The sequence below is a fragment of the Pseudacidovorax sp. NFM-22 genome (assembly GCF_021401245.1).
Classification (GTDB): domain Bacteria; phylum Pseudomonadota; class Gammaproteobacteria; order Burkholderiales; family Burkholderiaceae_C; genus Xenophilus.
Genome location: NZ_JACBFY010000003.1, coordinates 717,601 through 740,702, shown reverse-complemented (window position 1 = coordinate 740,702; position 23,102 = coordinate 717,601). Strand labels below are relative to the sequence as shown.

The window sequence follows — 23,102 nt, the reverse complement described above, 5'->3', positions numbered from 1 at the left end:
ATCAGATACTGTATGCACATACAGTTTAACAATCCCATGTCTGCCGCTGCCCTGCCCCACTGGTCCGAGCCGGATCCACCCCCTATGGCTCCCGCGAGACCGCGCGCCATTCCGACGCCCGGCGAGATCCCGCAGGGCGTCTGGCGCGGCAGTGAGCTGGGCCGCCAGGTCACCGAGACGGTGCCTTCCGGCTGGGCGGCGCTGGATGCTCAGTTGCCCGGCGGCGGATGGCCCCGCCGCTCGCTCACCGAAGTGTTGGCGCCTCAGCCCGCCGTCTGCGAATGGCGCCTGCTCGGTGGCGTGCTTGGCCACGTCGCCGCGGCCGGCGGCCAGGTGGTGCTGGTGGGCCCGCCGAAGCCACCGCACCTGCCGGGCCTGCTGCATGCCGGCATCGGCGCGGCCCAGGTGATCTGGGTGAAGGCTGAGACGCCGGCCGAGCGCTTGTGGGTCACCGAGCAGATGATCAAGTCCGACGCCGCCGGCGCCATCGTGGCCTGGTTGCCGCAGGCCCGCCAGGAGCAGATCCGGCGCCTGCAGGTCTGCGCCCTCGCCTGCAAGGCCCCCGTCTTCCTGTGCAGGCCGGAAGCCGCCCGGCATGACTCGTCGGCCGCTCCGCTTCGCCTGCACGCAACCTTCCGGCTGGACTGGGAGCTGGAGGTCGACATCTTCAAGCGCCGTGGCCCTGCCATGGATGCACCGCTTCGTTTGCCCTCCATTCCGGGCGGCCTGTCTTCCATCCTCACGCCTCGGCTACTGACGCCGAGCCGCCTGACCCAAGCCAAGGAGGCTTCGCATGCTGTGGGCAGCCCTGCTCCCCGCACTCGAGAACACGCCCTCCACTGAGCTGCTGCACGGCGCTGCGCAGTGGGCCATGCAGTACACACCGCGCGTCACGGTCCTGGAGGCCTCCGCGCTGGCGATGGAGCTGTCGGCGAGTACGCGCCTCTTCGGCGGCAAGCGCCTGCTGGTCGAGCGCGTGCGCAACGAGGCGGCGGAACTCGATCTGCGGGTGCCCAGTTGGGCACCGACGAGCCTGGCCGCCCTGGCGCTGGCCCGGGCTGGACAGACCAACGGCTTCAGCAAGCCGCTGGCGGAGGTGCTGGATGCCCTGCCCTTCGATGCGCTGAGCGCCGCCCGGGCGCATGAGGCCACGCTGTCCCGGCTGGGCTGCCGCAACCTGGGTCACGTCCGGGCGCTGCCACGCGGCGGCCTGAGCCGGCGCTTCGATGCGGGCCTGCTGACCGCCATGGACCAGGCCTACGGCCTGCGGCCTGAGACGCACGCCTGGGTGCAGCCCGCAGACCGCTTCGCCCAGCGACTGGAGCTGATGTCGCGGGTCGAACTGGCCCCGGCCATGCTCTTCGGCGCGCGGCGCCTGCTGCTGCAGCTGTGCGGCTGGCTCGCGGCCCGGCGCAGCGGCACGACCGCCATCACGTTGAAGTGGTGCCACGACGTCATGCGCTCGAAGACGGCCGGTGACGGCGGCGAACTCACCGTGCGCACGGCCGAGGTCACGCGCAACGTCGAGCACCTGTCGCGCCTGCTGGCCGAGCACCTGGCCAAGGTCGAGCTCAAGGCGCCAGTGGGCGATCTGGAACTGATCGCCGACGAGGTGCAACCGATGGAGGAGCGCAGCGCCGCCCTGCTCCCCGACCCGGCGCAGAGCGGCGAGTCCCTTGCGCTGGTGCTGGAGCGGGTCGCCGCCCGCCTGGGGCCCGAGCGCGTGCTGCGCCCGGTGACCGCGGCAGACCACCGCATGGAGTGGATGGTGCATTGGCAGCCAGCCGACCAGCCGCTGCCTCGAAAGGCCGTGCACGACGTCTCGCTGCCGCAGCCCACGTTCATGCTGCCCCAGCCGCTGAAGCTGGCGGTGCGCGGCGACCGGCCGATCTACCAAGGGCCGCTCATCATGCTGTCGGGCCCCCACCGGGTCGAAGGCGGCTGGTGGCATCGACTCTCTGACGACCGGGGCGAGCAGTCCACCGCCAACGTGCTGCGCGACTACTGGGTGGCGCTGAGCGAGCACGCCGGCGTGCTGTGGGTGTTCCACACCCGCCTGGACGACGAGCGCAGCGCCTGGTTCCTGCAGGGCGTCTTTGCGTGAGGCACCCCCATGGCGCTTTCCCACTACGCCGAGCTTTGGTGTCTCTCCAATTTCTCTTTTCTCCACGGCGCCAGCCATCCTGAAGAGTTGGTTGAGCGCGCCCACGAGCTGGGATATTCCGCGCTAGCCCTGACCGACGAATGCTCTATGGCCGGGATCGTGCGGGCGCATGTTGCGGCCAAGGAGATAGGACTCAAGCTGCTGATCGGCGCACAGTTCAAGGTCGAGCACGAGGCCTCGTTCACCTTCATCGTCCTGGCGCGCAACCTGCAGGGCTACGGCAACCTGTGCGAGTTCATCACGGGTCTGCGGCGCAGCGCGGACAAGGGGACCTACCGACTGACCTTCGGCCATCTGACCAAGCAGCGCTTCGAGGATTGCCTGGTGCTGCTCGCCCCACCGCGCGGCACCACTTCTGACCACCTGAACGCCCTCACCGACTGGCTGCAGGCGAGCTTCGAGGATCGCTGTTGGCTGGTCGCGCTGCGCGAACGGGTGCTGGGCGACGAGATGTGGCTGCACCAGTTGCGCCAGGCGGCGAACGCCTTCGGTGTGCCCGTGGTGGCTGGGGGCGATGTCCACATGCACGTGCGTTCTCGCAAACCGTTGCAGGACGTGCTGACTGCCACCCGTATTGGCAAGCCACTTACGGAATGCGGCCTGGCCCTTCAACCGAACGCCGAGCGCCACCTGCGCACCCGGCTGCGCCTGGCCCAGCTCTACCCCGCCTCGCTGCTGCGCGAGACCCTGCGCGTGGCGGAGCTCTGCGACTTCTCGCTGGACGAGCTGCGCTACCAGTACCCCGACGAGGTCGTGCCACCAGGCGAGACCCCGGCCTCCTATCTGCGGCGCATCACGTACGAAGGTGCAGGCCGCCGGTGGCCGGAGGGCGTCTCGGCCAAGGTGCAGCAGCAGATCGAGCACGAGCTGTCGCTCATCTCCGAGCTGCACTACGACCACTACTTCCTGACCGTCTACGACATCGTGCGCTTCGCCCGCTCTAGGCACATCCTCTGCCAAGGCCGCGGATCCGCTGCGAACAGCGTCGTCTGCTACTGCCTGGGCGTCACCGAAGTGGATCCGGCGCGCATGTCCGTGCTCTTCGAGCGCTTCATCAGCCGGGAGCGCAACGAACCGCCGGACATCGACATCGACTTCGAGCATGAGCGCCGTGAAGAGGTGATGCAGTACCTGTACCAGAAGTACGGGCGCGATCGGGCTGCCCTCGTGGCGACGGTGATCAGCTACCGACCGCGCTCGGCCATCCGGGACGTGGGCAAGGCCCTCGGCTTCGACCTGGAGACGGTGGACGCCCTGGCCAAGGGCCATCAGTGGTGGGATGGACGCGAGGTGCGGCCGGAGGCCTGGGCCGAGGTCGGCCTCGATCCCGAGGACCTGCAGGTGCGCCAACTCGTAGCGATCACGCAGCAGCTGATGGGTTTTCCGCGCCACCTGTCGCAGCACGTGGGCGGTTTCGTGCTCACGCGCGGCCCGCTCGCCCGCATGGTCCCCATCGAGAACGCCTCGATGGTGGACCGCACGGTGATCGAGTGGGACAAGGACGATCTGGATGCCGTGGGCCTGCTGAAGGTGGACTGCCTGGCCCTGGGCATGCTCACAGCCATCCGCAAGTCGCTGGAGTTCATCGGGCAGCGCAGGGGCTACCGCTTCGAGATGCAGGACATCCCGGCAGAGGACAGCACCACCTACGACATGATCTGCAAGGCGGACACGGTGGGTGTGTTCCAGATCGAGAGCCGGGCCCAGCAGGGCATGCTGCCGCGCTTGAAGCCGCGCTGCTTCTACGACTTGGTGATCGAGGTCGCCATCGTGCGGCCGGGGCCCATCCAGGGCGGCATGGTCCATCCCTACCTGAACCGGCGCCAGGGCAAGGAGCCGGTCACCTATCCGAGCGAAGCCTTGAAGGAAGCGCTGGGTCGCACGCTGGGCGTTCCCGTGTTCCAGGAGCAGGTGATGCAGATCTCCATCCTTGCTGCCGGCTTCACGCCGGGCGAGGCGGACGGGCTGCGGCGGTCTATGGCCGCGTGGAAGCGCAAGGGCGGGCTGCAGCAGTACTACGACAAGATCGTGAACGGCATGACGGACCGTGGCTACGACGAGGCCTTCGCCAAGAGCATCTTCGAGCAGATCAAGGGTTTCAGTGAGTACGGCTTTCCGGAAAGTCACGCAGCCAGCTTTGCGCTGCTGGTCTACGCCAGCTGCTGGATCAAGTGCCATCATCCGGCGGAGTTCCTGGCGGCCATGCTCAACAGCCAGCCCCTGGGGTTCTATTCGCCATCGCAGCTGGTGCAGGACGCAAAGCGGCATGGCGTCGTCGTGCGGCCCGTGGATGTGATGCACAGCCAGGTGGACTGCTCGCTAGAAGGCCTGCCGCATCCTCCTGCGGTGCGGCTGGGCCTGCGCATGATCGACAAGCTCAAGGGCGAGTCGGCGCAGCGGATCGTGCAGGCGCGGGAGCAGGCGCCGTTTGACAGCGCGGAAGACCTGACCCGCCGCGCTGGTCTGGAGCAGCATGAGCTGAAGATCCTCGCGGCCGCCGACGCGCTGATGAGCCTGTCCGGCCACCGGCGCCAGCAGGTCTGGGACGCAGCAGCACTGCGCCGTGCGCCAGTGTTGCTGCAGGACGCGCCGGTGGGTGAGGACTATCTGGAACTGCCCGAAGCGCCCGAAGGTGAGGAGATCGTGTGGGACTACCGGTCGCTTGGCCTGACACTGCGCCGCCACCCGCTGGCATTGCTGCGGGAGAAGCTCAAGGCCAAGGGCCTCAGCACCGCAGCCGACCTGCATCACCTGCCCAATGGCAGACAGGTGCGCTATTGCGGCATCGTGACGCTGCGCCAGCAGCCGGACACGGCGAATGGGACGATCTTTATCTCACTGGAGGACGAGACCGGCGTGGTGCAGGTCATCTGCTGGAAGAGCCTGCGAGAGCAGCAGCGCGAGGTGCTTCTGCGATCTCGGCTGCTCGCTGTGCGGGGCGAATGGCAGCGGGAGGGCGAGGTGCGTAACCTCATTGCGCATCGGCTTGCCGACCTGTCACCGCTGCTGGGGCGGCTGGCTGACTCCGCAGGGAGCCGGGACTTTCGCTAACACGCCTCATCACGGTTGAGTTAACGTCATTGGCCCTTCGTAGGCATGCGGAGGAATGCTAGGGAGGACCGGCGCGGGGCTCAGGTCGAAACACGGACGTCGTCGGCCTTGCGGTCCAGCGTGTCACCCCACCGCATGACGGCGCGCACCTCGGCGACTCCGGCCGTGAGCGGGCTCAGGTCAACCGCCAACCCAATCAGGATCACGTCGCCCTGCTTGATATTCATTCGCACGCTCGGTGAAGATCTGCTGACGCGAGACGAACTCGACGCCCTTGGCATCGGTCATGCGGGCGGCCTCGGCCGAGTAGTCTCAAGCGACGACCTAGGCCGGCCCTTAGGTGGCGGTGCCGGTCCAGTCATCGCCAACCAATAGCGGCCAGAGCGTGGCGCCGGCGGTATAGCTCCAGGAAGCGGCTGACGACATTTCTGGCATGCTACGAAGCCCCTGCACTGCGACCGGATAAGGAGCCTCCACGATGCGTGACCATACGCCCAGAAGCATTGAGCGGTGTGATTCGTCCCTATCTAACGAGCAGGTGGAGGCTCTGTGGAAATCAGATCCGCAGCGCGCGTTCATCGAGTGGACATACCGGATGAACGAAATTGACTCGCTTTTGGATGGCGATTTGGAATTTGCCCAGCAACTTAGTGCAAAGCTCAAGGCATACGATCCTGAGGATATTGCCTCAGCATTCAGCATTCCTTTTTACACAGAAATGTTCGCCAATGGCGCCATAGGACGCGCGCGTTGGCAAATGGTAGTGCGCCAACGCTTGGCCGGAATTCCCACAGAAAGCGTAAAGAGCGGCGCTATGACAAACGAGAAACGATCCATAAAACTGCGCCAAGAGGCCGAGCGGTTACGAAAACTCCAAGCGCATTTTCCAAAAAAATGATTAATGCAACGATCTTCAATACGCGACATGGAAAGGCGCACCAACGTTTTCACAACTTCGATCCTGGGGCTCGGTGGTGCTCTGAATTTTTTACTGCAGCCTGCCAGAAACGACACCACCTGTCGCAACCACCACCGATAGTTAGGCCTCTTCAACTTTGGAGTAGAAACTATGTTCGTATTGGCCGGCCTTGCCCTCGCACTGGCGTGGGTGTTCGTCAAGTTTGGTGCCATGTCGACCACCCTAGCGGTTGTGACTACTTTCCTCAAGGTGACCGCGACCTTATTGCTGGCTGTGGTCGCCATCGGTGCCCTAGCCTGGAAGCGCGCCCGGATAGGCAAACCGACGGTTTAAGCTATCAACCGACGACATAACAACACCTGGCCTAACGAAGCCACCGGAGCAATGACCGCCTCAATGAAAAAGACCGGGACGGCATTGCCCGCGCACGACACGATTGCCCGGAGACTTGCCGAGATCCTCATCAAGCTCAGTAGGGGTGAATCGGTCACGCCGGAAGGCTTGGCACAAGAGTTCAACGTCCATCTTCGAACCATCCAGCGCGACCTCAACAGTCGGCTTGGAGCCCTACCCTGGGTCAAGAAGGATGGGCGCTACAGCATCGACCCGGCAGTTCTCGGCCGGCTCACATACACCAACGTCGACCGACTCGTGTCACTGACTGGTCTGCAGGGCATGTTTCCTACTCTGTCAAAAGAGTTCCTAAACACGCTCTTCGCAAGCCAGGATCCTCCCGCCTGGTTGGTCAAAGGACCGCACTACCAAGATCCATCCGGTTACGGAGAGGTCTTCAGCGCGCTTCAGCAGGCCATAGCGGAAGGCCGGTTGATCAGTTTCAGAATGGCGGACCGACCAAGCCGTGTCTACGACAGCGTCGCTCCGTACCGGCTGATCAATATGAAGGGAGTTTGGTATCTAGCGGCGGTCCACAACGGCAAATGTAAAACCTTCGGATTGAGCAAACTGGAAGGCGTGCTTCGCTCCGACGATCGGTTCGACAAGGACCCACAAACGGAAGCGTGGATCCAGCAACTCGACGGCGTGTGGCACTCCCAGGAGGAGAGGTCGGTCATGCTGGCGGTGTCCCCCGAGGCCGCACCCTACTTTCACCGCCGGCCACTGTTGCCACACCAGAACATTACTCGGCAAGGCGAGGACGGCGCACTCGAGGTAACGACCACAGTAGGACATCCGAACCAGGTTCTACCCGTCGTTCGGTTCTGGATTCCGCATATCCGCATAGTCAGTCCGCCTGAATGGCAAGCCGATCTTGAGCGAAGCCTGCGTTCCTACCTCAACGGCTGCATGGCCGATGCTGGAACCAGTTCGTTGGGTAACTCGCTCGCCCCTTACAACGAGGACTCTCAACCATCGTGAGCACCCATCCAAAGCGTCCGGCAGCGGCATCGAAACCTGTGCAAGCGAGATTGAAGCAGTTCATGGAGGCGCTTTCTTCGTTCCGAAGATCGGGCCAACGGGATACCGCGCATCGGAAGAAAGAGCCGGTCATGGAAGAGGCGGCTCTTGCACCCATCATTCCCTTGGTAGATGGTGCACGGTTGAGTCGGCTCATGTTCGTTCGAGCAGTTCTGGATTGGCGAGATTGCGCACAAGTGAAGGTGGCAAGTGAGGCATTGCAGCTGCAAGCACAAGTTAGCGAGCATGTGCGGGGCAACCTAAGACGCCAGCACTTTCTCCAGTCAGTCACGGCGCCGACGGCGGAAAAGGCTCTGCAAGAGTGGCTCTCTAAAGAACTTGTGCCTCCCCTCCAGCGTTGTATGCGGCAACAACAATCACTGCTGCATCAACTCAGCGCAACAGCCGGAGCAGACCTCGAAGAACGCCTGCGCATTCCAACCATGCCCTCTGGCGCACGTCCGGACGGCCTCGCGAAATTGAGCTTCAGCCCTAGACGTGAAGCTGAAATCATCTCGGCCATCGACACTTGGCTGCTCGCTGGACCTGACAGCGTTGTTGAACGCTTCTGTGCGCAGACCTCTGAAATCGCCGTCACGTTGATGAAAAGCCGGCCATGCTGAACCACATTCCGTTCGAAGTACCAGCAGAGTTGCTCGCCAAGATCTCCACTGGCGAACTGATCCGCTTCGGAACCATTCTCAAGGACGCTGCCACAGGAAAGATCGTCGCTCACGTCCAGGAGACAGGGCTGGCGCACTCCGTGTTATCAACTGTCACTGCTGGAATACCAACACCCTTCACGATGGTCTCGGAACTGACCAACATGGGAACCGGCATCTATACCGCCGTCCAGGTGAAACAGCTCGGGGTACTGATCAGCACACTACAGGCACTTCAGGTCTCAACACTGGGTGCAACCCTCCTTGGGGTTGGAGTCAGTGTCGCCGGGTTCATTCACGTGCACAGGCGCATGAATGCGCTTGATGGTCGTATGAAGGAAATTCTGGACGTTGTTCAGGCTGGCTTCGAAGATCAGCGGAAGTGGGCAATCGGGAAGCAGTTGGCCCAGGTTAAGAGCCTGATGGACCGGGCACGCAACGCCGCCTCGCTCCAGAATCCGACGGTTGAGTATCGGGAGATCGGAGCACGCCTAGCTGACCAGGCGGCCTTCTTCGGTCACGAGATCAAACTTGTCTTGAGCATGCCAGGTAAAGTCAGCTCGACCATGCTGCGCGAGCTCGTACAGGCGCTTATGGACTGCAACGCACTGCGTATCGATTGCCAGATACGCAACAACGAACTGCGCCACGCGCTGGTAATTAGCGAAGAAGTTGCCGCTCAGTACCAGCAGTTGTTCAACCCGCTGACGCCGCTCTCCTTCGATGGCGATATGCAGCAGGGAAGCGAGACCATCAAAGTGTTGCGGGAGAGCACGGATGCCAGTGCGACCAAGCCCTATCTGCTTGACCACCTCCGGACCCGAAGCTTCAGTGGCGACCACTATCTTGCAGCGTTGGAGCAAGAGCGCGAACACCCACTGTTGATCCTGCATCATCGTTAGCACGGCCGCTGCGCTTGCACCGCCGTGGTCAACATGCGTTTGCTTGCCTCCATCGATGAGGACGTGATGCTGAGCATCAGCTGCTGCAGCGAACGAAGGTAAGCGGCCAGCCAACACATGTTGACCAGCGCGGTGGTCAAGCTTAGAGACGTTCAGGCTTGCGGTGCCCAGCGATGGGGCATCAGTTCGCCGATGTTGCTGGCCCGCTGCGTAGGCAGGCGCTGCAGAACGTCCTTGAGATAGGCGTAGGGGTCATGCCCATTGAGCTTGGCCGACTGGATCAGGCTGGTGATGGCGGCTGCGCGCTGGCCGGCCGCCAGCGTGCCGGCGAACAGCCAGTTCTTTCGGCCCATGGCCCAAGGCCTGATCTGCTGCTCGTCGTGGTTGTTGTCGATGGGCAGCCGGGCATCATGCAGATAGCGCGTCAGTGCCGCCCAACGGTTCAGGCTGTAGTCCAGTGCGTTGGCCGTTGCCGTACCGCTTGGAATCTTGTCGCGTTGGGCGATCAGCCATTCATGCAGCGTCTGGGCAATGGGGATGGCGCGCTCGCGCCGCTGCTCCAACCGCGCGGCTGAATCGCTCAGGACTTTGGGGTCGCGCTCGAGCTGGTAGAGCCGGCCGAACAGGTCCAACGCCGTGGCCGCGATGCTGCTCTTGTTGGCAATGTGCAGTTCAACGAACTTGCGCCGGGCGTGGGCCATGCAGCCGACCTCTGTGATGCCCAATGCGAACAAGGCCTTGTAGCCGCTGAAGTCGTCGCACACCAGATGCCTCGACCACGGCTGCTGATCGCGTTCGCGCCGCTGCGGGTCACTGCTTCGTCGAACAGCGCACGCTGCTCGGCATTCATCTGCTCGCTGGTGCGCTCGAACTTCAGCCGCTTTAGCTGGGCCAGCTCGAACGTGAGCTTGTCGATCTTGGCGTCGCGCCAAGCCAGCTCGCGTCCGCGGTGCTCCAGTACCCGCAAGAGAGATCGAGGACTTGGTTTGTTCGAGCACTGTGGCAAAGCAGTGGATCTACTTTCCCCTTGCCCACGAAGACGCAAAGCGCCGCCTGTCGGCAAAGGCCATTGCGATTGCTCAGCAGTTGAAAGTGCAACAGCGCGAACAGGAAAGGCAAGCTAAGAGGCTCGCCCAAGAACAAAGGCAGCGGCAGCAGAAGGCAGAGGAGGTCAAAAGGTGGGTTGCAAACAGCACTGACACTGACCTCATTCGCGCCTACGTCAAAATCATGCTCGCCCTTTGGTCAGGCGACACAACCTTCTCCATCGAACCAAGCGCGTCACACCACCGATCAGTGGTGGCAGCCATGCGAGAGCGCCAGATATGGACCGAACCAGTCTCGGCGCTGGAATCCCGCTTCGGCAGCTTCTACGACCTTGTAATGGCACGCATGGGAGGATGGTCGGAGCACGGAGACAAAGTGCTGACAAGCCTGGCAAGCGCTGCCAGCCCCTCAGACAACAGCCGGTATGCAATTGAACTGATGGCGGCACTGGCCTCCCGAAGGCCGGAGATGACGAATGACCAGCAGCACGCGTACGACCAGTGCTGCGCTTCGATCAAGAAAGAGGTTGCAGCGGAAAACCCAAAGTTCCAGCGTGATCCCCAGCGGCAGCGCCTGCACACACTGCTCATTCCCGCGTTAGCGGCGCCAGTTCTGGCCTCCTACGGCACAGAAGCCCATTACGCGAAGATGCGCAACATCAGGACGGAGAAGGAGCGCTTGGCCAAGGTTCGCAGCGGACGCATCAAGCTCGTGCAGGCAGGGCGAGCGCGGCAAGCAAAAGCCGTGAAGGATCAGGCCATCACCGCAGCGATTGAGCAGGTTTCCCAGCGTATTGGTTGGCGTCACTTTCCATTCGAGCCACCCAACATTGCGCTTTTGATGGCTCGCTACGGCGACAAGCGCCCCCCGGACCTTCGCTTCACGAACGCGGGCGCTCAAGACGTATTGATTGTCGCCGAGCGGCATCGCGCGGAAGCCGCGTCGGTGTTAAAAGCGTTACGGGCTATGGGCTTCACCATAGAGACCGATGTAATCGTTGCTGAGCAGGTCCTGGTGCTATCAGGGCTGTGCGTCCGGACGCGATAGCTCAATCGATCAGTCCAGAGAGATGTTTGCGAACTTCGCCACTTCCTTCCACAGCGCGACGTCCTTGGCGATGGCCTGGCTGAAGCCCGGCGAGTTACTGGCCACCACGTTGGCGCCGAGTTCGCTCATGCGCGCTTTGAACTCGGGATTGCCCGCCGCCTCCACCGCGGCGCTCTGCAGGCGCTTGAATGTCTCAGGCGGAATCCTGGCCGGTCCCACGATACCGTTCCACAGGTCAGGCTCGTAGTCCTTGACGCCCAGCTCGGTGAAGGTGGGCACATCGGGCAACTGCGGACTGCGGCGGTCGCTCGCCACGCCGATGGCCACCATCTTGCCCGCCTTGATGAATGGCAGCGCCGAGGGCAGCGCATCCCAAAGGATCTGCACCTGCCCGGCGATCACGTCGTTGATGGCCGGACCCGAGCCGCGGTAGGGAATGTGCGTGATGAAGACGCCGGTCTTGGACTTGAACAACTCCATGCAAAGGTTGGTGGCGCCGCCTGCGCCGGATGAGGCGTAGCTGTAGCGGCCGGGTGCGGCCTTGAGCGTCTCCATGAACTCCTTGAAGTTCTTGGCCGGGAACGCGGGATTGACTGCGATCACCCCAGGAAAGGCAGACAGCTTGGTGATGGCCGTGAAGTCCTTCACCGGGTCATAGGGCAAGGACTTGTAGACGGCCGAGTTGGTGCCGTGGGTGCTGATGGTGACCAGGCCGATCGTGTAGCCGTCCGGCGCCGCCTGGGCGATGGCGCGTGCGCCCACCGATCCGCCGGCGCCAGCCCGGTTGTCGATGATCACCGGCTGTCCCAGCACCTTGCCATAGGCCTCTCCGAAGACCCGGCCCACGACGTCGGTAGTGCCACCCGGAGGAAAGGGCAGGATCATGCGGATCGGCTTGTTCGGGAATTCGTCCGCGTGCGCGCCGGCCCAGGGCAGCGCGGTGGCAGCGGCCAGAAGTTTCAGAGCGTCCCGGCGGGTGGGGTGAAGGCTCATGTCTGTCTCCTTGGTTGAAGCGGCAATCAGGAAAAAATCAGTTCGACCTTGCCGGCCTGTCCGTCCATCGCAACGCGGAACGCCTCGGCAAAGTCGTCCTGCGCAAACTCGTGGGTGATGAGCCGGTCCAGCGCCGACTGCATGCGCGGCGCGATCTCCTGCAGCCGTGCCCAGGTGCCCTGCAGGTGCCGTCCATAGACCCCGCGTATCGCGATCTCGCGCAGCACCACGTGGCGCGACAGGTCCAGGGCCAGGTTCTGGGCGGGCATGCCCGCCAGCATCAGCGTGCCGCCCGGTCGCAGCAGGTTCAGCGCGTTCTCGATGGCAGCGGGGCTGCCGCTGGCCTCGACCACCGCATCCACGCCCGTGCCGAGCAGCGCGCGATCGCTGCCGTCGCGCGGGTCGACCGCGGCCTCGGCGCCCAGCGCCAGCGCCAGTTCGCGGCGAGCGGGCGAAAGGTCGGCGGCCAGCACGCGGGCCACGCCCGTCTGCCGCGCCGCCGCCACGGCCAGCAGGCCGATGGGGCCACAGCCGCTGACGAACAGGACGCCGCCGGTGACCCGGCATTCCTCCACCGCCCGCAGCGCGATGCCCAGCGGCTCCAGCAGGCAGCCGTGGCGGTGCGACATGCCGGCCGGCAGGCGCCGCAGCATGGCCAGGGGCACCGTGGCGTATTCGGCGAAGGCGCCCTCGCCCAGCCGGGTGAAGACCTTCAGGTTCAGGCACGTGTGGCCGCGGTCGCGCAGGCATTGGTCGCAATAGCCGCAGGCCAGGTGCGTTTCGACCGTGACGCTGTCGCCCACCGCAAGGCCATGGTGCGCGGGCGCGTCGTCGGCGCCGATGGCTGCGATGACGCCGCTGAACTCATGGCCCAGCGGCAGGGGCAGGCGGTAATGCTGCTGCGCCCAGTCGTTCCATTTGAGGATGTGCAGGTCGGTGCCGCACACGGCGGCGCGGTGGATCTTCACCAGGGCGCTGCCCGGCCCGGGCGCGCCGAGCGGACGTCGGACCCGCGCCAAGTCGGACCAGGCGGGGCCGGTCTTCATGACCAGCGCGTAGCTGTCGCCAGCCGTGCTGGCTGCGTCGGAGGTCTTCTGCATGGCAGGTCTCGCTGCCTTCAGGCGATGCGGTCGCCTTTCTTGATGACCGCCGCGCGGCTGTCCACGCCGGGCAGCATCTTGGCAGGGTCGCGGGTGACGACCACGTCCAGCACGACCGGCCCCTTCGTCGCCATGGCCTGGAGCAGCGCGGCCTCGATCTGTTCCGGGTCCTCGACCCGGATGCCGGTGCAGCCGAAGGCTTCGGCCACGCGGGCGAAGTTGACCTCCTCCAGGTCGGCCGCGATGTGCTTGCCCGCGCCGTAAACCAGGTGTTGCAGCGCCTTGACGTAGCCCGAGGCAGCGTTGTTCACCACGATGAGGGTGATGTCGAGCTTGAGCCGCTTGGCCGTCTCCAGGTCGCCGATCACCATGCAGAAGCCGCTGTCGCCGGTCATGCTGAACACCGTCTTGCCGGGTGCCGCGAGGGCCGTCCCGATGGCGCCGGGCAGGCCGTAGCCGATGGAGGCGAAGCCCCGGTCGGGCACGAAGCGCCGGCCCGCCTCCTTGGTGTCGAACAGCAGCCCGGCCCAGTGCGCCGCGAAGCCGCCGTCGGCCACCAGATAGCCGTCGCCCGGCAGCACCTTGTTGATGGCGGTGATGAGCCGGGCCACGTTGATCGGCCGGTCCTGGGAGTTCAGGCGCTCGGCGACCTCGTCGCGCCACTTGGCCATGCGCCGGGGCACTTCGGCCGCCCAGTCCGACAGGCGCTGGCGGACGGCGGCGGCCTGGTCGCCAAGCGCGGCGTGCAGGTCCTGCAGCGCCAGGCGGGCATCGCCCCACAGCATGATCTCGGGCATGAGGGTGCGCCCGAACTCCTCGGCCACGATGTCGATGTGCACGATGCGCTTACCCGGTGCCGGCACGGTGTAGCGCTTGGTGGCGATCTCGCCGAGCTTGCAGCCCACTACCACGATGAGGTCGCTCTCGTCGATCAGCGCGTTGGCGATGCGGTCGTAGCGGCCGAACAGGCCGGCACTCAGCGGGTCGGTGCAGGGAATGGCCCCCTTGCCGGTAAGGGTGTGGGCCACGGGGATGTTCAAGGCCTGCGCGAAGGCATGCAGGATCGGCGCGGCGCCGGAGAGGTGCACGCCGCCGCCAGCAAGGATGATGGGCTTCTGCGCTGCGGCAATGAGGGCGGCGGCCTGCGCCACCGAGTCGCCATCCGGCCGACTGCGCAGGGCGGGCGCGGCCTCGTAGATCGGGTTGACCGCGAAGTCCGCCATGTCGAAGGCATACGTGTCGTGCATCAGGTCTTCCGGCACGTCGACCACTACCGGACCCGGGCGGCCTGTGGTCGCCACCATGAAGGCGCGACGCATGAGCTCGGGCACGCGCTTGATGGACTCGATGCGGATGATCTCCTTGCACATGGGCCGCAGCGCATCGACCTGGCGGGACTCCTGCGTCATGTTTTTCCAGGAGTGGTCTCGGTGCGTGTCGCCCACCACGCAGACCACGGGCGTGCCGGCGTTGAGCGACTCGGCCAGCGCGGTGAGCATGTTGGTGGCGCCGGGGCCAACCGTGGCGTCCGCCAGGCCCACGCGACCGGAAACCTTGGCATAGGCATCGGCTACGAAGACGGCATTGCGCTCATCGTGGATCAGATGGTGGTCCATCTCCAGCACACGGGCGGCCTCGTACAGCGGGAGTACCTGGAAGCCGCCCATGCCGAACATGGGTCCGCCGTTGAAGGCCTTGATGATGCGGGCGATGGCTTCGCCGCCGCTCATGACGAGGGTGCCGGCGGTGGATGCGTTCACGGTGGACATGGAGAGACTGCTTCTGGAGTGATGGAGGTGGAAGGAAAGGTCGGCGGGGCGGATCAGGTGCCCGCCGACGCGCGGCACATGAGGTCCGCAAAGGCATCGGCGCGCATGCCCACACGTGCGCCCAGCGCGCGGGCACGGTGGTTGATATGGCTGAGTACGCCACTCTCGTAGGTGGAGCGGCCATCGCCGATGCGGGCGCTGCCGGCAGCCACAGTGGCGCCCGCAATGCCGCGCGCGTCCAAGGCCGGCAGGCGCGAGATGCCGGCGTCGTCCACGCCCACGCCTGCATCGTTGTAGACCGCGGCAAAAGCATCCACTTTGATGGCGGTCGCGGCCCGGCCGCCGAGCAGGCCGCCATGGGAGCCGGTCAGCACCACCGCACCCGCGTCCCGCGGCGTTACCAGTGAGACCGAATCCATCAGCACCAGCGTCCGCAGCGCGCCGGGAAGCACCCTGGTCTCGCGCGCTTCCTGGGGCGGATCGCCGGGATCGGTGGCGACCAACTTGGTGGCCTGCAGCCGCACGACGGCGTCTGCTACCAGCATGCCGACATGCAAACCCAGGTGCGCCGCGGCGCTGTTGACATGCGAAAGCCGGCCACGCTGCAGTTGGTCGGCGCCGTCGCCGATGCGTGCGCTGCGGTGATCCACTGCCACGCAGGGCACGCCGTGACGCTCGCAGAGCGCGAGACCCCCGATGCCAGCCTGCGTCAGACCCACGCCCGCGTCGTTGAGCACGACAGCGACTACGCCTGCGGCCAGGGCTTCATGCGCGGCAAACAGGCCGGCGTGCGAGGCCGCCACCGCCACGGCGCCACGAGCGTCGGCCTGCAGCTTGGTGACCGAGTCGGCCACGACCAGCGGGTTCAAGGAAGTCTGCTTTGTCATCGTCTCTTTGTTTCTGCCGACCGGATCGGCCGCACGGTTTGCCAAGCGCGGCCATGCAGAAGCTGCGTTGCGAAACCCATGGCTACCATCGGCGCATCCGCAGAACAGGGCGCAACGCTCCTCCCCATGGCATCCGCAGAAAGACCGGCCGGCTCGCAAGACGAGGACAGCCGCGACCCCCCCGTCAAGGTGATCGATCGCGCCGCACGCATGCTGCGCGCGCTGGCCCAGCATCCGCACCAGGGGGCCAGCTTCACGGAGCTCATGGAAAGCACAGCCCTGGGCAAGTCGACCACGCATCGTCTTCTGGCAGCCCTGGTCGACACCGGGCTGGCATTCCAGGACATCGGCAGCCGCAGGTATCGGCTGGGGAGCGCAGTCGCCATGCTCGCGGCTGGGGCGTTGGCGCAGTGGCGCGTCGCGGCCTGCCAGCCCTCGCTGCAACGGCTGGCCGAAGCCACGCAAGACACGGTCTTCGCCCAAGTCGCCGAAGGCACGGCCGCCGTGTGCATCGGTCGCGCCACGGGCAGTTTTCCGATTCGTACCCTTACCTTGGATGTGGGCGACCGGCGCCCACTGGGCGTGGGTGCCGGCAGCCTTGCGCTGCTGTCGGCCATGCCCGATGGCGATGTGGCCAAGGTGCTGGAGCGCAACCTCCGGTGGCTGGAGGACTTTCCTTCCCACACGCCGACGGTGATCCGCGATCTGGTGACACAGACCCGGCGCGACGGCTTCTCCTTCAACACCGGCCGCATCGTGCCCGGCATGCTGGCGGTGGGAGTGCCAGTAGTCGATGCCAAGGGACAGGTGCTGGCCTCGTTGAGCGTGGCTGCCATCACCGACCGCATGGCCCGGCCTCGGGCGTTGGAGGTCGCCGGGCTGCTGCAGGCCGAAGCGCGATTGCTGGCCGCGCGCATGGTGGAGGACCAGCCGGCGTAGGTGGGCCGCGACGCTGCCCCGGCAGCACGCGCTTCACCAGCGGCCCAGGCGCCTACCGCGCCGCGCAACTCTTGCCCCCGTCCACTGGCAGTACGACGCCGGTGATGTACGCGGCTTCGTCGGAGGCCAGGAAGGCTGCTGCGTTCGCGACGTCCCAAGCCGTGCCCATGCGGCCCATGGGACTGGCGGCATGGCGCGCCTTGCGCATGGCTTCGACATCCTCGAAGTTGCCGGCGATCTGCTGGTAGATCAGCGGTGTGTCCATCACGCCCGGCAGCACGGCATTGGCGCGGATGCCCCGAGGCGCATAGCGCACCGCGAGGGCGCGGGTGAAATGGTTAAGGCCGGCCTTGACCGTCTGGTAGGCGAAGTACGGGTATTGGTTGATCTGCAGCGATGCCAGCGAGGAGATGTTGACGATGGCACCGCTCTCCTGCGCCAGCATGGCCGGCAGCACGTGCTTGCACGTGAGGAAGGCACTGGACAGGTTGATGTCCAGACTGCGCTGCCAGTCCTGCTCGCTCAGCTCCACGGGATCTCCCATGACGGTGATGCCCACGTTGTTGTGAAGCACGTCGATGCGGCCATGCAGCGCCAGCGTCTGCGCCACCACGTTGGCCACCTCGGCGCTAGCGCTGGCATCGGCCGCCAGGGCGGTCATGGCAAGCCCTTCCTGCCGCAAGACGGCCTGGGTTTCCTGGGCAGCGCCCAGACGCAGGTCAACGCCCACCACAAGGGCGCCCTCGCGGGCGTACACGGCAGCCGCCGCCTTGCCGTTGCCCCAGCCCGGACCGGACGAACCGACACCGAATATCAGGACCACCTTGCCCTTGAACTTGGCACGCATGCCTCGTCTCCATTTGTTCCGTCATTCGGAACTTTTTGATTTGATAAATGGAACTATAGAAATCGATCGCGAGGCTGTCAACGACCGGATTGCGCATGCTCAGGTGAATAGCGTCCGGCTAACACCGAGCTGCCAAGCGCGATCCAGCGCTCTTGCCAAGCACCCAGCACGTTGTCCTGTGCCTTCTAGCTGCGCGCAGTCGGACCGGCCACTTGGTCCCTGAGGTTGCATCTGCGTCAGAACAAAACGTTGGTCGCCTTGAGCGAGGCCGCCACCATTCGCGGCGCTGCCACGCGCCTGCACTTGAGCCAGCCCGCACTCAGCAAGATGCTGGGCGAGGTCGAGGCCGGCTTCGACGCCCGCCTCTTCGGCGCAGCCATCAGGGCATGCAGCCGAATGCGCTGGGCACGGGCGTGGTTCGCCGCGCAGTCGGTTGAACGAAATGCTTGCATCTCGGCGCGCCACGTCAGTGCCCGCCGCAGAGCACCGCCATGACCTGCGAGGTCATCGCATTTCACCGTCCGGCTCCTCACACTCGGCGCACCTCAACCAGGAGCTGAACATGATCGATCCGAACACCCTTGCCCACGACTACCTGGCCGTGTGGAACGACGCCGACGACGCCTCGCGCGGCCGCCGCCTGGCCGCCAACTGGCGGGCCGATGCCGTCTATGCCGACCCGATGATGCAAGGCGAAGGCCGCGACGGCATCGCCACGATGATCTCGGCGGCGCGCGCGCGGTTTCCCGGGCATGCCTTCACCCTTCGCGGCACGCCCGACACGCACGGGCACTTCGTGCGCTTCTCGTGGACGCTGGCGCCCCACGGAGGCTCCGCGGTGGCCGCCGGGACGGACGTCGTGCGGCTGGATCCCGACGGCCGCATCGCCGAAGTGATCGGCTTCCTCGACGGTTCCGCCGCATGAGCCGCGCCTCGATACCACGCGGCGACGGCCACGTACTCCATGTCCGCGATTGGGGCGAGGGGCCGCCCGTGGTCCTGCTGGCAGGCTGGGCCATGGACGGCCGCATCTGGGGTGAGACCATGCTTCACCTCAATGCCGCCGGCCTGCGCACCGTCGCCTACGACCGCAACGGCCATGGCCGGTCCACCGACCGGGCGGGCTACGACTACGACGCCCTGGCCGACGACCTGGCCGCGGTGCTGGAAGACCTGGACCTGCGCGGCGTCACGCTGGTGGCCCACTCGGGCGCGGGAGGCGAGGCTCTGCGTTATCTCAGGCGCCATGGCCGTGAACGAGTTACCCGGCTGATCCTCGTGGGCGCAACCGGTCCGCGCGTGATCGGCCAGGGCGGGATCACGGCCGAGGTGGTGGAGCTGCTGTGCGAGCAACTCGGCAGCGACCTGTCGGCCTGGATCGACGCCAACATCGGGCCCTTCGCGCCTGGCACCCCTGTGCGCATCAACGACTGGATGGCTGCCATGGTGCTGGATTGCTCTCGGCGTGCGGTCGTGGAGTTCCAACGGACCATCGCCCACAGCGACCTCTCGGCAGATGCAGCGGGCCTCGACCTGCCGGTCACCGTCATCCATGGGGATCGCGACGCCTCCGCACCGCTGGACCTCAGCGGCCGCGTGTACGCCCAGACGATCCCGGGCGCAGAACTCGTCGTCTACGAGGGCGTGGCGCACGGCGTCATGGTCACGCATGCGCGCCGACTGGCCGATGACATCGCACGGCGAGCAGCGCCATGATCGCGCCCGCCATCGCGCACGAACTCATCGCGGCGCGGCTGCTCGGTTCGCCCGTCGCACTGCGGCTCGGCCTGTGCCTCGCCCACGTAGAACCTGGCCGGGTGCAGGTGCGACTGCCGTTCTCGGCCGGCAACGTCACCGAAGGCGCGATGGTGCATGGAGGGGTGATTGCCGCCTTGGCGGATGTCGTGGCCGTCGCCACCGCGGTGTCCGCGGCCCACCGACCGCCAGCCGGGGGGGCGACCGCCAACCTGGCAATCAGCTACCTCGCGTCGGCAGACGGCTGCGGGCTGCTCGCGACCGGACTCGTGCTGCGCAGTGGGGCGCGCCAGCACGCCGTCCGGGTGGAAGTCGCCAGCGACACAGGCCTTGCGATCGCGCAAGCACTGGTGACCGTGGCGCTGACCTGATCCGCCGCAACAAAGGTATCCATCGATGAACGAGACCTACGTGATCACCTTCGAGGTCAAGCCGACGGAGGTGAAGCGCTTTCACGCGTTGCTGGACGGCGTTCTCGATGCCATGCGCGGCGAAACCACCTTCGTGCGAGCGGCACTGCACGTCGATCCGGACCGGCCGAACAGGTTTCAGCTGCACGAGACCTGGAGCGACCGTCAGGACGTGCTGACCGTGCAACTGCAGCGGGACTACCGGAGGGATTGGAATGCCGCCCTGGCGCAAGTTCTGGCCAAGCCTCGGAGCATCACCATCTGGACACAGCTGCGGGCCGATCCGTGAAAACTCTCCCAGGCTAAGACGAAGCCCTGTTTCTGGATGCCAGCTCGGCGATCTGCTTGGAGTGCCGGAGCACCGGCTTCCGCTATCTGCCTCGCCCTGCCGCAGCCAGCGTCTTGACCGCCGGCGCAATCACCTGCCGGCTCTTCCAGTACCCCGCCCACGGATCGCTCTTCTGGAACGACAGGTACTCCCGCGTCGTGAGCACGGTCCACTGCGCGCCACTCTTCACCTCGCCGAGCTGCTCCCAGGCGATGGGCACGGACACGCCCATGCCCGGCCTGGAGCGGGCCGAGAAGGCCGCGGCCGTGGTCTGCCCATGCCCGTTGCGCAGGTAGTCGATGAAGATCCGGCCCTTGCGGTTGGACGGCCCGCTCTTGGCCACGAAGCGCTGTGGGATCACCCGTGCCATGTGCGCCACGACGTCCCGCGAGAACTGCTTGACGGCGTCGAAGGCCAGCCGGGGCTGGATCGGCACGACCACATGCAGGCCCTTGCCGCCCGAGGTCTTCAGCCAAGCCTCGAGCCCCAGTTCGTGCAACAAGGTGCGGGTGAGCAGGGCCGCCTCCTGCAGCTCGGCCCAGCTCACGCCCTCCCCCGGGTCCAGGTCGAACACGACCCGGTCCGGCTGGTCGATCTTTCGGGCGGTCGAATTCCAGGTGTGGAACTCGACGGTGTTCATCTGCGCCGCCGCCACCAAGGCCTTGGCGCTGTCCACCACGAGCAGGGCCGCATGCCCGGGCCACAGGTCGGGGTCGAGCTGGCCGAGGCCGGGCACGCGCGTCTCCGGATGCTTCTGGAAGAACAGCTGCCCCGTCACCCCCTGCGGAGCCCGCACCAGCGATACCGGCCGGTGTGCGAGGTGAGGCAGCATCCATTCGGCGACGCTCTCGTAGTAGCGCACCAGGTCCACCTTGCGCAGACCTGTCGAGGGGTCGATAACCCGGTCCGGGTGCGTCACCACCACAGGCGCGGCCAACTTCGCCTTGCGCGGCTCGGCTCGTTTCTTCGCCACCTGTTCGATTCGGATGTCCTGCGGCGGCTTGTCGGCGCGCACGCCCTTGAAGATCGCATGGCGTACGTGCCGCTCGGGCGTCCATTCCGCGAACGCGACCTCGACCACCATCTCGGGGCGCACCCACCGCTCGCTGCCAGCCGTTCGCCGGGACCAGCGCCCCGGCTTCACCGTGCCAGGGTCGACTGCGGGCGTGTCGGTCGCCAACACCTGGAGCCTGTCGTACAGCGCCCGTGCCGTCGCCGAGTCGAAGCCGGTCCCGACATTGCCCACGTATCGCAGCGCATCGCCCTCGTACACCGCCAACAGCAGGCCGCCCACCGCATTGGTCGTTCCGCCTCGCACCGTGTAGCCCACCACGACGAACTCCTGCCGCTTCTGGCACTTGAGCTTGAGCCAGGTGTCGGAGCGCTCGGACACATACGGGGCCTGCGGATCCTTCAGGATCAGGCCTTCCAGGCCCAGCTGACAGGCCGCACCCAGCAACTGCGAGGGCTCGGCATCCAGGGCTTCGCTGAAGCGCACCCGGTCGGAGCCACGCTCCTTCATGAGTTCCTTCAGCACCACGCGGCGGCTTCGCAGCGGCACGGCGCGCAGGTCCGTGTCGCCCACATAGGGCAGGTCGAAGACGAAATAGGTGATGGCTTCGCTCTTCGCGCTGTCGATGGCGTTCTGCAGCGCGTTGAAACTGGGCACGCCCTGGCTGTCCGCGACCACAATTTCTCCATCGATCCAGGCATCGACCAGGTCCATCGCATCGACGGCATCGGCAAGGCTCTGGAGCTTTTCCGTCCAGTCGTGGCCATTGCGCGTGAAGAGCCTGCTGCGGCCTTGCTCGATCCGGGCCAGCACGCGGTAGCCGTCGAACTTGTTCTCGGCGATCCAGTCGCCCGCCGGCACCTGCTCGGTCAGCCTTGCGAGCTGCGGCGCAAAGGTCTTCGGGAGCTTCCTGATCGGCACCGCATTGGTCAGGTCCGGCGCTTCATCCTTACGGGGCGGCGGCGCTTTGGGCTCACGCTCTTCGACCAGCCCCAAGGGATGCGCGACCACGCTGTCCGGCAATGCGGTGACGACGTCGTAGTCGGTAGAAGAGCGTGCCCAGGCGTCGCCCTTCTTCTTGAAGAGCATCCACTGGTCCTGCTTCTTCTCCCCCGGCTTGGAGATGCGAACCAGCTCCCAGAGGCCGGCCAGCTTCTGACCATGCAGTCGGAACAGAATCTTGCCGACCTCCAGGCCCTCCCGAGGATCGCCCACCGGCTCCCAGGTGCCCTGGTCCCAGACGATCACCTCGCCAGCGCCGTACTGCTTGGCAGGAATGGTGCCTTCGAAGCTGTTGTAGCTGACCGGATGGTCTTCGACCTGGATGGCCATGGACTTCACCGCGGGGTCGTAGGAGGGCCCCTTGGGCACGGCCCAGCTCAGCATCACCCCATCAAGCTCCAGCCTGAAGTCGTAATGCAGCCGGCTCGCCCAATGCTTCTGGATGACGAAGCTCAACGCTGTGGAGTTGCCCTGCTGCTCCTGCCCGTGCGGCTCGGGCGTGAGGGCGAAGTTGCGCTTCGCGGTGTACGCCTGCAGCCCGCGCTTCTGGCGCGTAGAGGCGGGCATGCGCACCTCTACTTCTTCTCGGCGCTCAGGTACTGCTCGACGTTCGTGGCTTCGGGGCCGACGGCCTCCACCGCCGTGCGCAGCAGGTCCGGCGTCACGCCGAACCTCTTGGCCCAGTCATGGACTTCGTAGTCCTCATGAATGTTGATGCGGCTGCGGTCCTGGCCATGGGCTTGCGTGCGGTCGTCCGACATGATGATCTCCTTTAGCCTTGAAGAAGAGCATCGGACGCCTCACAGCGCAACTGCTTTCGGCAGATCTTAGTGCGCGCCGCTTCCTACAGCC

The 23,102-nt window shown here is 65.6% G+C and carries 22 protein-coding genes and 1 pseudogene; 14 read left to right on the top strand and 9 right to left on the bottom strand.

Annotated features, from left to right (window positions below; translation table 11 throughout):
* Positions 1-84 precede the first annotated feature (84 nt).
* From imuA to L0984_RS14570, 3 genes are read left to right on the top strand one after another with little or no spacing between them, the layout of a single operon-like run.
* Entirely contained in the window at positions 85-843 is a 759-nt protein-coding gene (gene imuA, locus L0984_RS14580; protein ID WP_234194333.1) for a translesion DNA synthesis-associated protein ImuA, read from the top strand.
* Positions 794-2,104, top strand: a complete 1,311-nt coding sequence (locus L0984_RS14575; protein WP_234194332.1) for a Y-family DNA polymerase — start codon at positions 794-796, stop codon at positions 2,102-2,104. The genes imuA and L0984_RS14575 overlap by 50 nt, the downstream gene beginning before the upstream one ends.
* A gap of 9 nt (positions 2,105-2,113) precedes the next feature.
* Entirely contained in the window at positions 2,114-5,215 is a 3,102-nt protein-coding gene (locus L0984_RS14570; protein WP_234194331.1) for an error-prone DNA polymerase, read from the top strand.
* An 80-nt stretch (positions 5,216-5,295) separates the two neighbouring features.
* On the opposite strand, the gene L0984_RS14565 is transcribed toward L0984_RS14570, so the two are convergent.
* A complete protein-coding gene (locus tag L0984_RS14565; RefSeq protein WP_234194330.1) occupies positions 5,296-5,442 on the bottom strand; it encodes a hypothetical protein in 147 nt (48 codons plus the stop codon).
* A gap of 251 nt (positions 5,443-5,693) precedes the next feature.
* On the opposite strand from L0984_RS14565, the gene L0984_RS14560 reads away from it, so the two are divergent.
* The 4 genes from L0984_RS14560 to L0984_RS14545 all read left to right on the top strand — a co-directional run bounded on the left by L0984_RS14560 (position 5,694) and on the right by L0984_RS14545 (position 9,114).
* The gene (locus L0984_RS14560; protein ID WP_234194329.1) at positions 5,694-6,113 is read left to right on the top strand and encodes a hypothetical protein; all 420 of its coding nucleotides are present in this window, start codon (positions 5,694-5,696) and stop codon (positions 6,111-6,113) included.
* Between the two features lie 405 nt (positions 6,114-6,518).
* Positions 6,519-7,511 (top strand): helix-turn-helix transcriptional regulator, encoded by a 993-nt coding sequence (locus L0984_RS14555; RefSeq protein ID WP_234194328.1) that lies wholly within the window; start codon positions 6,519-6,521, stop codon positions 7,509-7,511.
* Positions 7,508-8,173, top strand: coding sequence for a hypothetical protein (locus L0984_RS14550; protein WP_234194327.1), 666 nt, complete (start codon positions 7,508-7,510; stop codon positions 8,171-8,173). Before L0984_RS14555 ends, L0984_RS14550 begins: the two co-directional genes overlap by 4 nt.
* Complete coding sequence (locus L0984_RS14545) at positions 8,167-9,114, top strand: hypothetical protein (protein ID WP_234194326.1); 948 nt, start codon at positions 8,167-8,169, stop codon at positions 9,112-9,114. Before L0984_RS14550 ends, L0984_RS14545 begins: the two co-directional genes overlap by 7 nt.
* A 152-nt stretch (positions 9,115-9,266) precedes the next feature.
* Here L0984_RS14545 and tnpC read toward each other — a convergent pair.
* Positions 9,267-9,893: pseudogene (tnpC, locus tag L0984_RS14540) on the bottom strand (IS66 family transposase); the annotation flags it as partial.
* A 220-nt stretch (positions 9,894-10,113) separates the two neighbouring features.
* Here tnpC and L0984_RS14535 point away from each other — a divergent pair.
* Positions 10,114-11,208: a hypothetical protein gene (locus L0984_RS14535; protein ID WP_234194325.1), complete on the top strand. Its 1,095-nt coding sequence runs from the start codon at positions 10,114-10,116 to the stop codon at positions 11,206-11,208.
* Positions 11,209-11,217: 9 nt separating this feature from the next.
* Here the strand turns inward: L0984_RS14535 and L0984_RS14530 are convergent, their stop codons facing one another.
* Genes L0984_RS14530 through L0984_RS14515 form a run of 4 tightly spaced genes read right to left on the bottom strand, consistent with a single transcriptional unit; the run spans position 11,218 to position 15,939 of the window.
* Positions 11,218-12,201 (bottom strand): Bug family tripartite tricarboxylate transporter substrate binding protein, encoded by a 984-nt coding sequence (locus tag L0984_RS14530; RefSeq protein WP_234194324.1) that lies wholly within the window; start codon positions 12,199-12,201, stop codon positions 11,218-11,220.
* 26 nt (positions 12,202-12,227) lie between these two features.
* A complete protein-coding gene (locus L0984_RS14525; RefSeq protein WP_234194323.1) occupies positions 12,228-13,301 on the bottom strand; it encodes a zinc-dependent alcohol dehydrogenase in 1,074 nt (357 codons plus the stop codon).
* A gap of 17 nt (positions 13,302-13,318) precedes the next feature.
* Positions 13,319-15,070 (bottom strand): thiamine pyrophosphate-binding protein, encoded by a 1,752-nt coding sequence (locus L0984_RS14520; protein WP_234194322.1) that lies wholly within the window; start codon positions 15,068-15,070, stop codon positions 13,319-13,321.
* 53 nt (positions 15,071-15,123) lie between these two features.
* Positions 15,124-15,939: a hypothetical protein gene (locus L0984_RS14515; protein ID WP_234194321.1), complete on the bottom strand. Its 816-nt coding sequence runs from the start codon at positions 15,937-15,939 to the stop codon at positions 15,124-15,126.
* Positions 15,940-16,035: 96 nt separating this feature from the next.
* On the opposite strand from L0984_RS14515, the gene L0984_RS14510 reads away from it, so the two are divergent.
* Entirely contained in the window at positions 16,036-16,896 is an 861-nt protein-coding gene (locus L0984_RS14510; RefSeq protein ID WP_234194320.1) for an IclR family transcriptional regulator, read from the top strand.
* 52 nt (positions 16,897-16,948) lie between these two features.
* Here the strand turns inward: L0984_RS14510 and L0984_RS14505 are convergent, their stop codons facing one another.
* Complete coding sequence (locus L0984_RS14505; protein ID WP_234194319.1) at positions 16,949-17,743, bottom strand: SDR family NAD(P)-dependent oxidoreductase; 795 nt, start codon at positions 17,741-17,743, stop codon at positions 16,949-16,951.
* Between the two features lie 258 nt (positions 17,744-18,001).
* Between L0984_RS14505 and L0984_RS14500 the strand changes: the two genes are divergently transcribed.
* The 5 genes from L0984_RS14500 (at position 18,002) to L0984_RS14480 (ending at position 20,197) form a co-directional block, all read left to right on the top strand.
* On the top strand, positions 18,002-18,238 hold the full coding sequence (locus tag L0984_RS14500; protein WP_234194318.1) for a LysR family transcriptional regulator: 237 nt from the start codon (positions 18,002-18,004) through the stop codon (positions 18,236-18,238).
* 67 nt (positions 18,239-18,305) lie between these two features.
* Positions 18,306-18,668, top strand: a complete 363-nt coding sequence (locus tag L0984_RS14495; RefSeq protein WP_234194317.1) for a nuclear transport factor 2 family protein — start codon at positions 18,306-18,308, stop codon at positions 18,666-18,668.
* The gene (locus L0984_RS14490; RefSeq protein ID WP_234194316.1) at positions 18,665-19,459 is read left to right on the top strand and encodes an alpha/beta fold hydrolase; all 795 of its coding nucleotides are present in this window, start codon (positions 18,665-18,667) and stop codon (positions 19,457-19,459) included. The genes L0984_RS14495 and L0984_RS14490 overlap by 4 nt, the downstream gene beginning before the upstream one ends.
* Positions 19,456-19,869 carry a PaaI family thioesterase gene (locus L0984_RS14485; RefSeq protein WP_234194315.1) on the top strand — a complete coding sequence of 138 codons (414 nt, stop codon included), beginning with the start codon at positions 19,456-19,458 and terminating at the stop codon, positions 19,867-19,869. Before L0984_RS14490 ends, L0984_RS14485 begins: the two co-directional genes overlap by 4 nt.
* Positions 19,870-19,894: 25 nt before the next feature.
* On the top strand, positions 19,895-20,197 hold the full coding sequence (locus L0984_RS14480; RefSeq protein WP_234194314.1) for a putative quinol monooxygenase: 303 nt from the start codon (positions 19,895-19,897) through the stop codon (positions 20,195-20,197).
* A gap of 82 nt (positions 20,198-20,279) precedes the next feature.
* On the opposite strand, the gene ligD is transcribed toward L0984_RS14480, so the two are convergent.
* Positions 20,280-22,817 (bottom strand): DNA ligase D, encoded by a 2,538-nt coding sequence (gene ligD, locus L0984_RS14475; protein ID WP_234194313.1) that lies wholly within the window; start codon positions 22,815-22,817, stop codon positions 20,280-20,282.
* An 8-nt stretch (positions 22,818-22,825) separates the two neighbouring features.
* The gene (locus L0984_RS14470; protein WP_234194312.1) at positions 22,826-23,011 is read right to left on the bottom strand and encodes a DUF3606 domain-containing protein; all 186 of its coding nucleotides are present in this window, start codon (positions 23,009-23,011) and stop codon (positions 22,826-22,828) included.
* Positions 23,012-23,102: the final 91 nt, after the last annotated feature.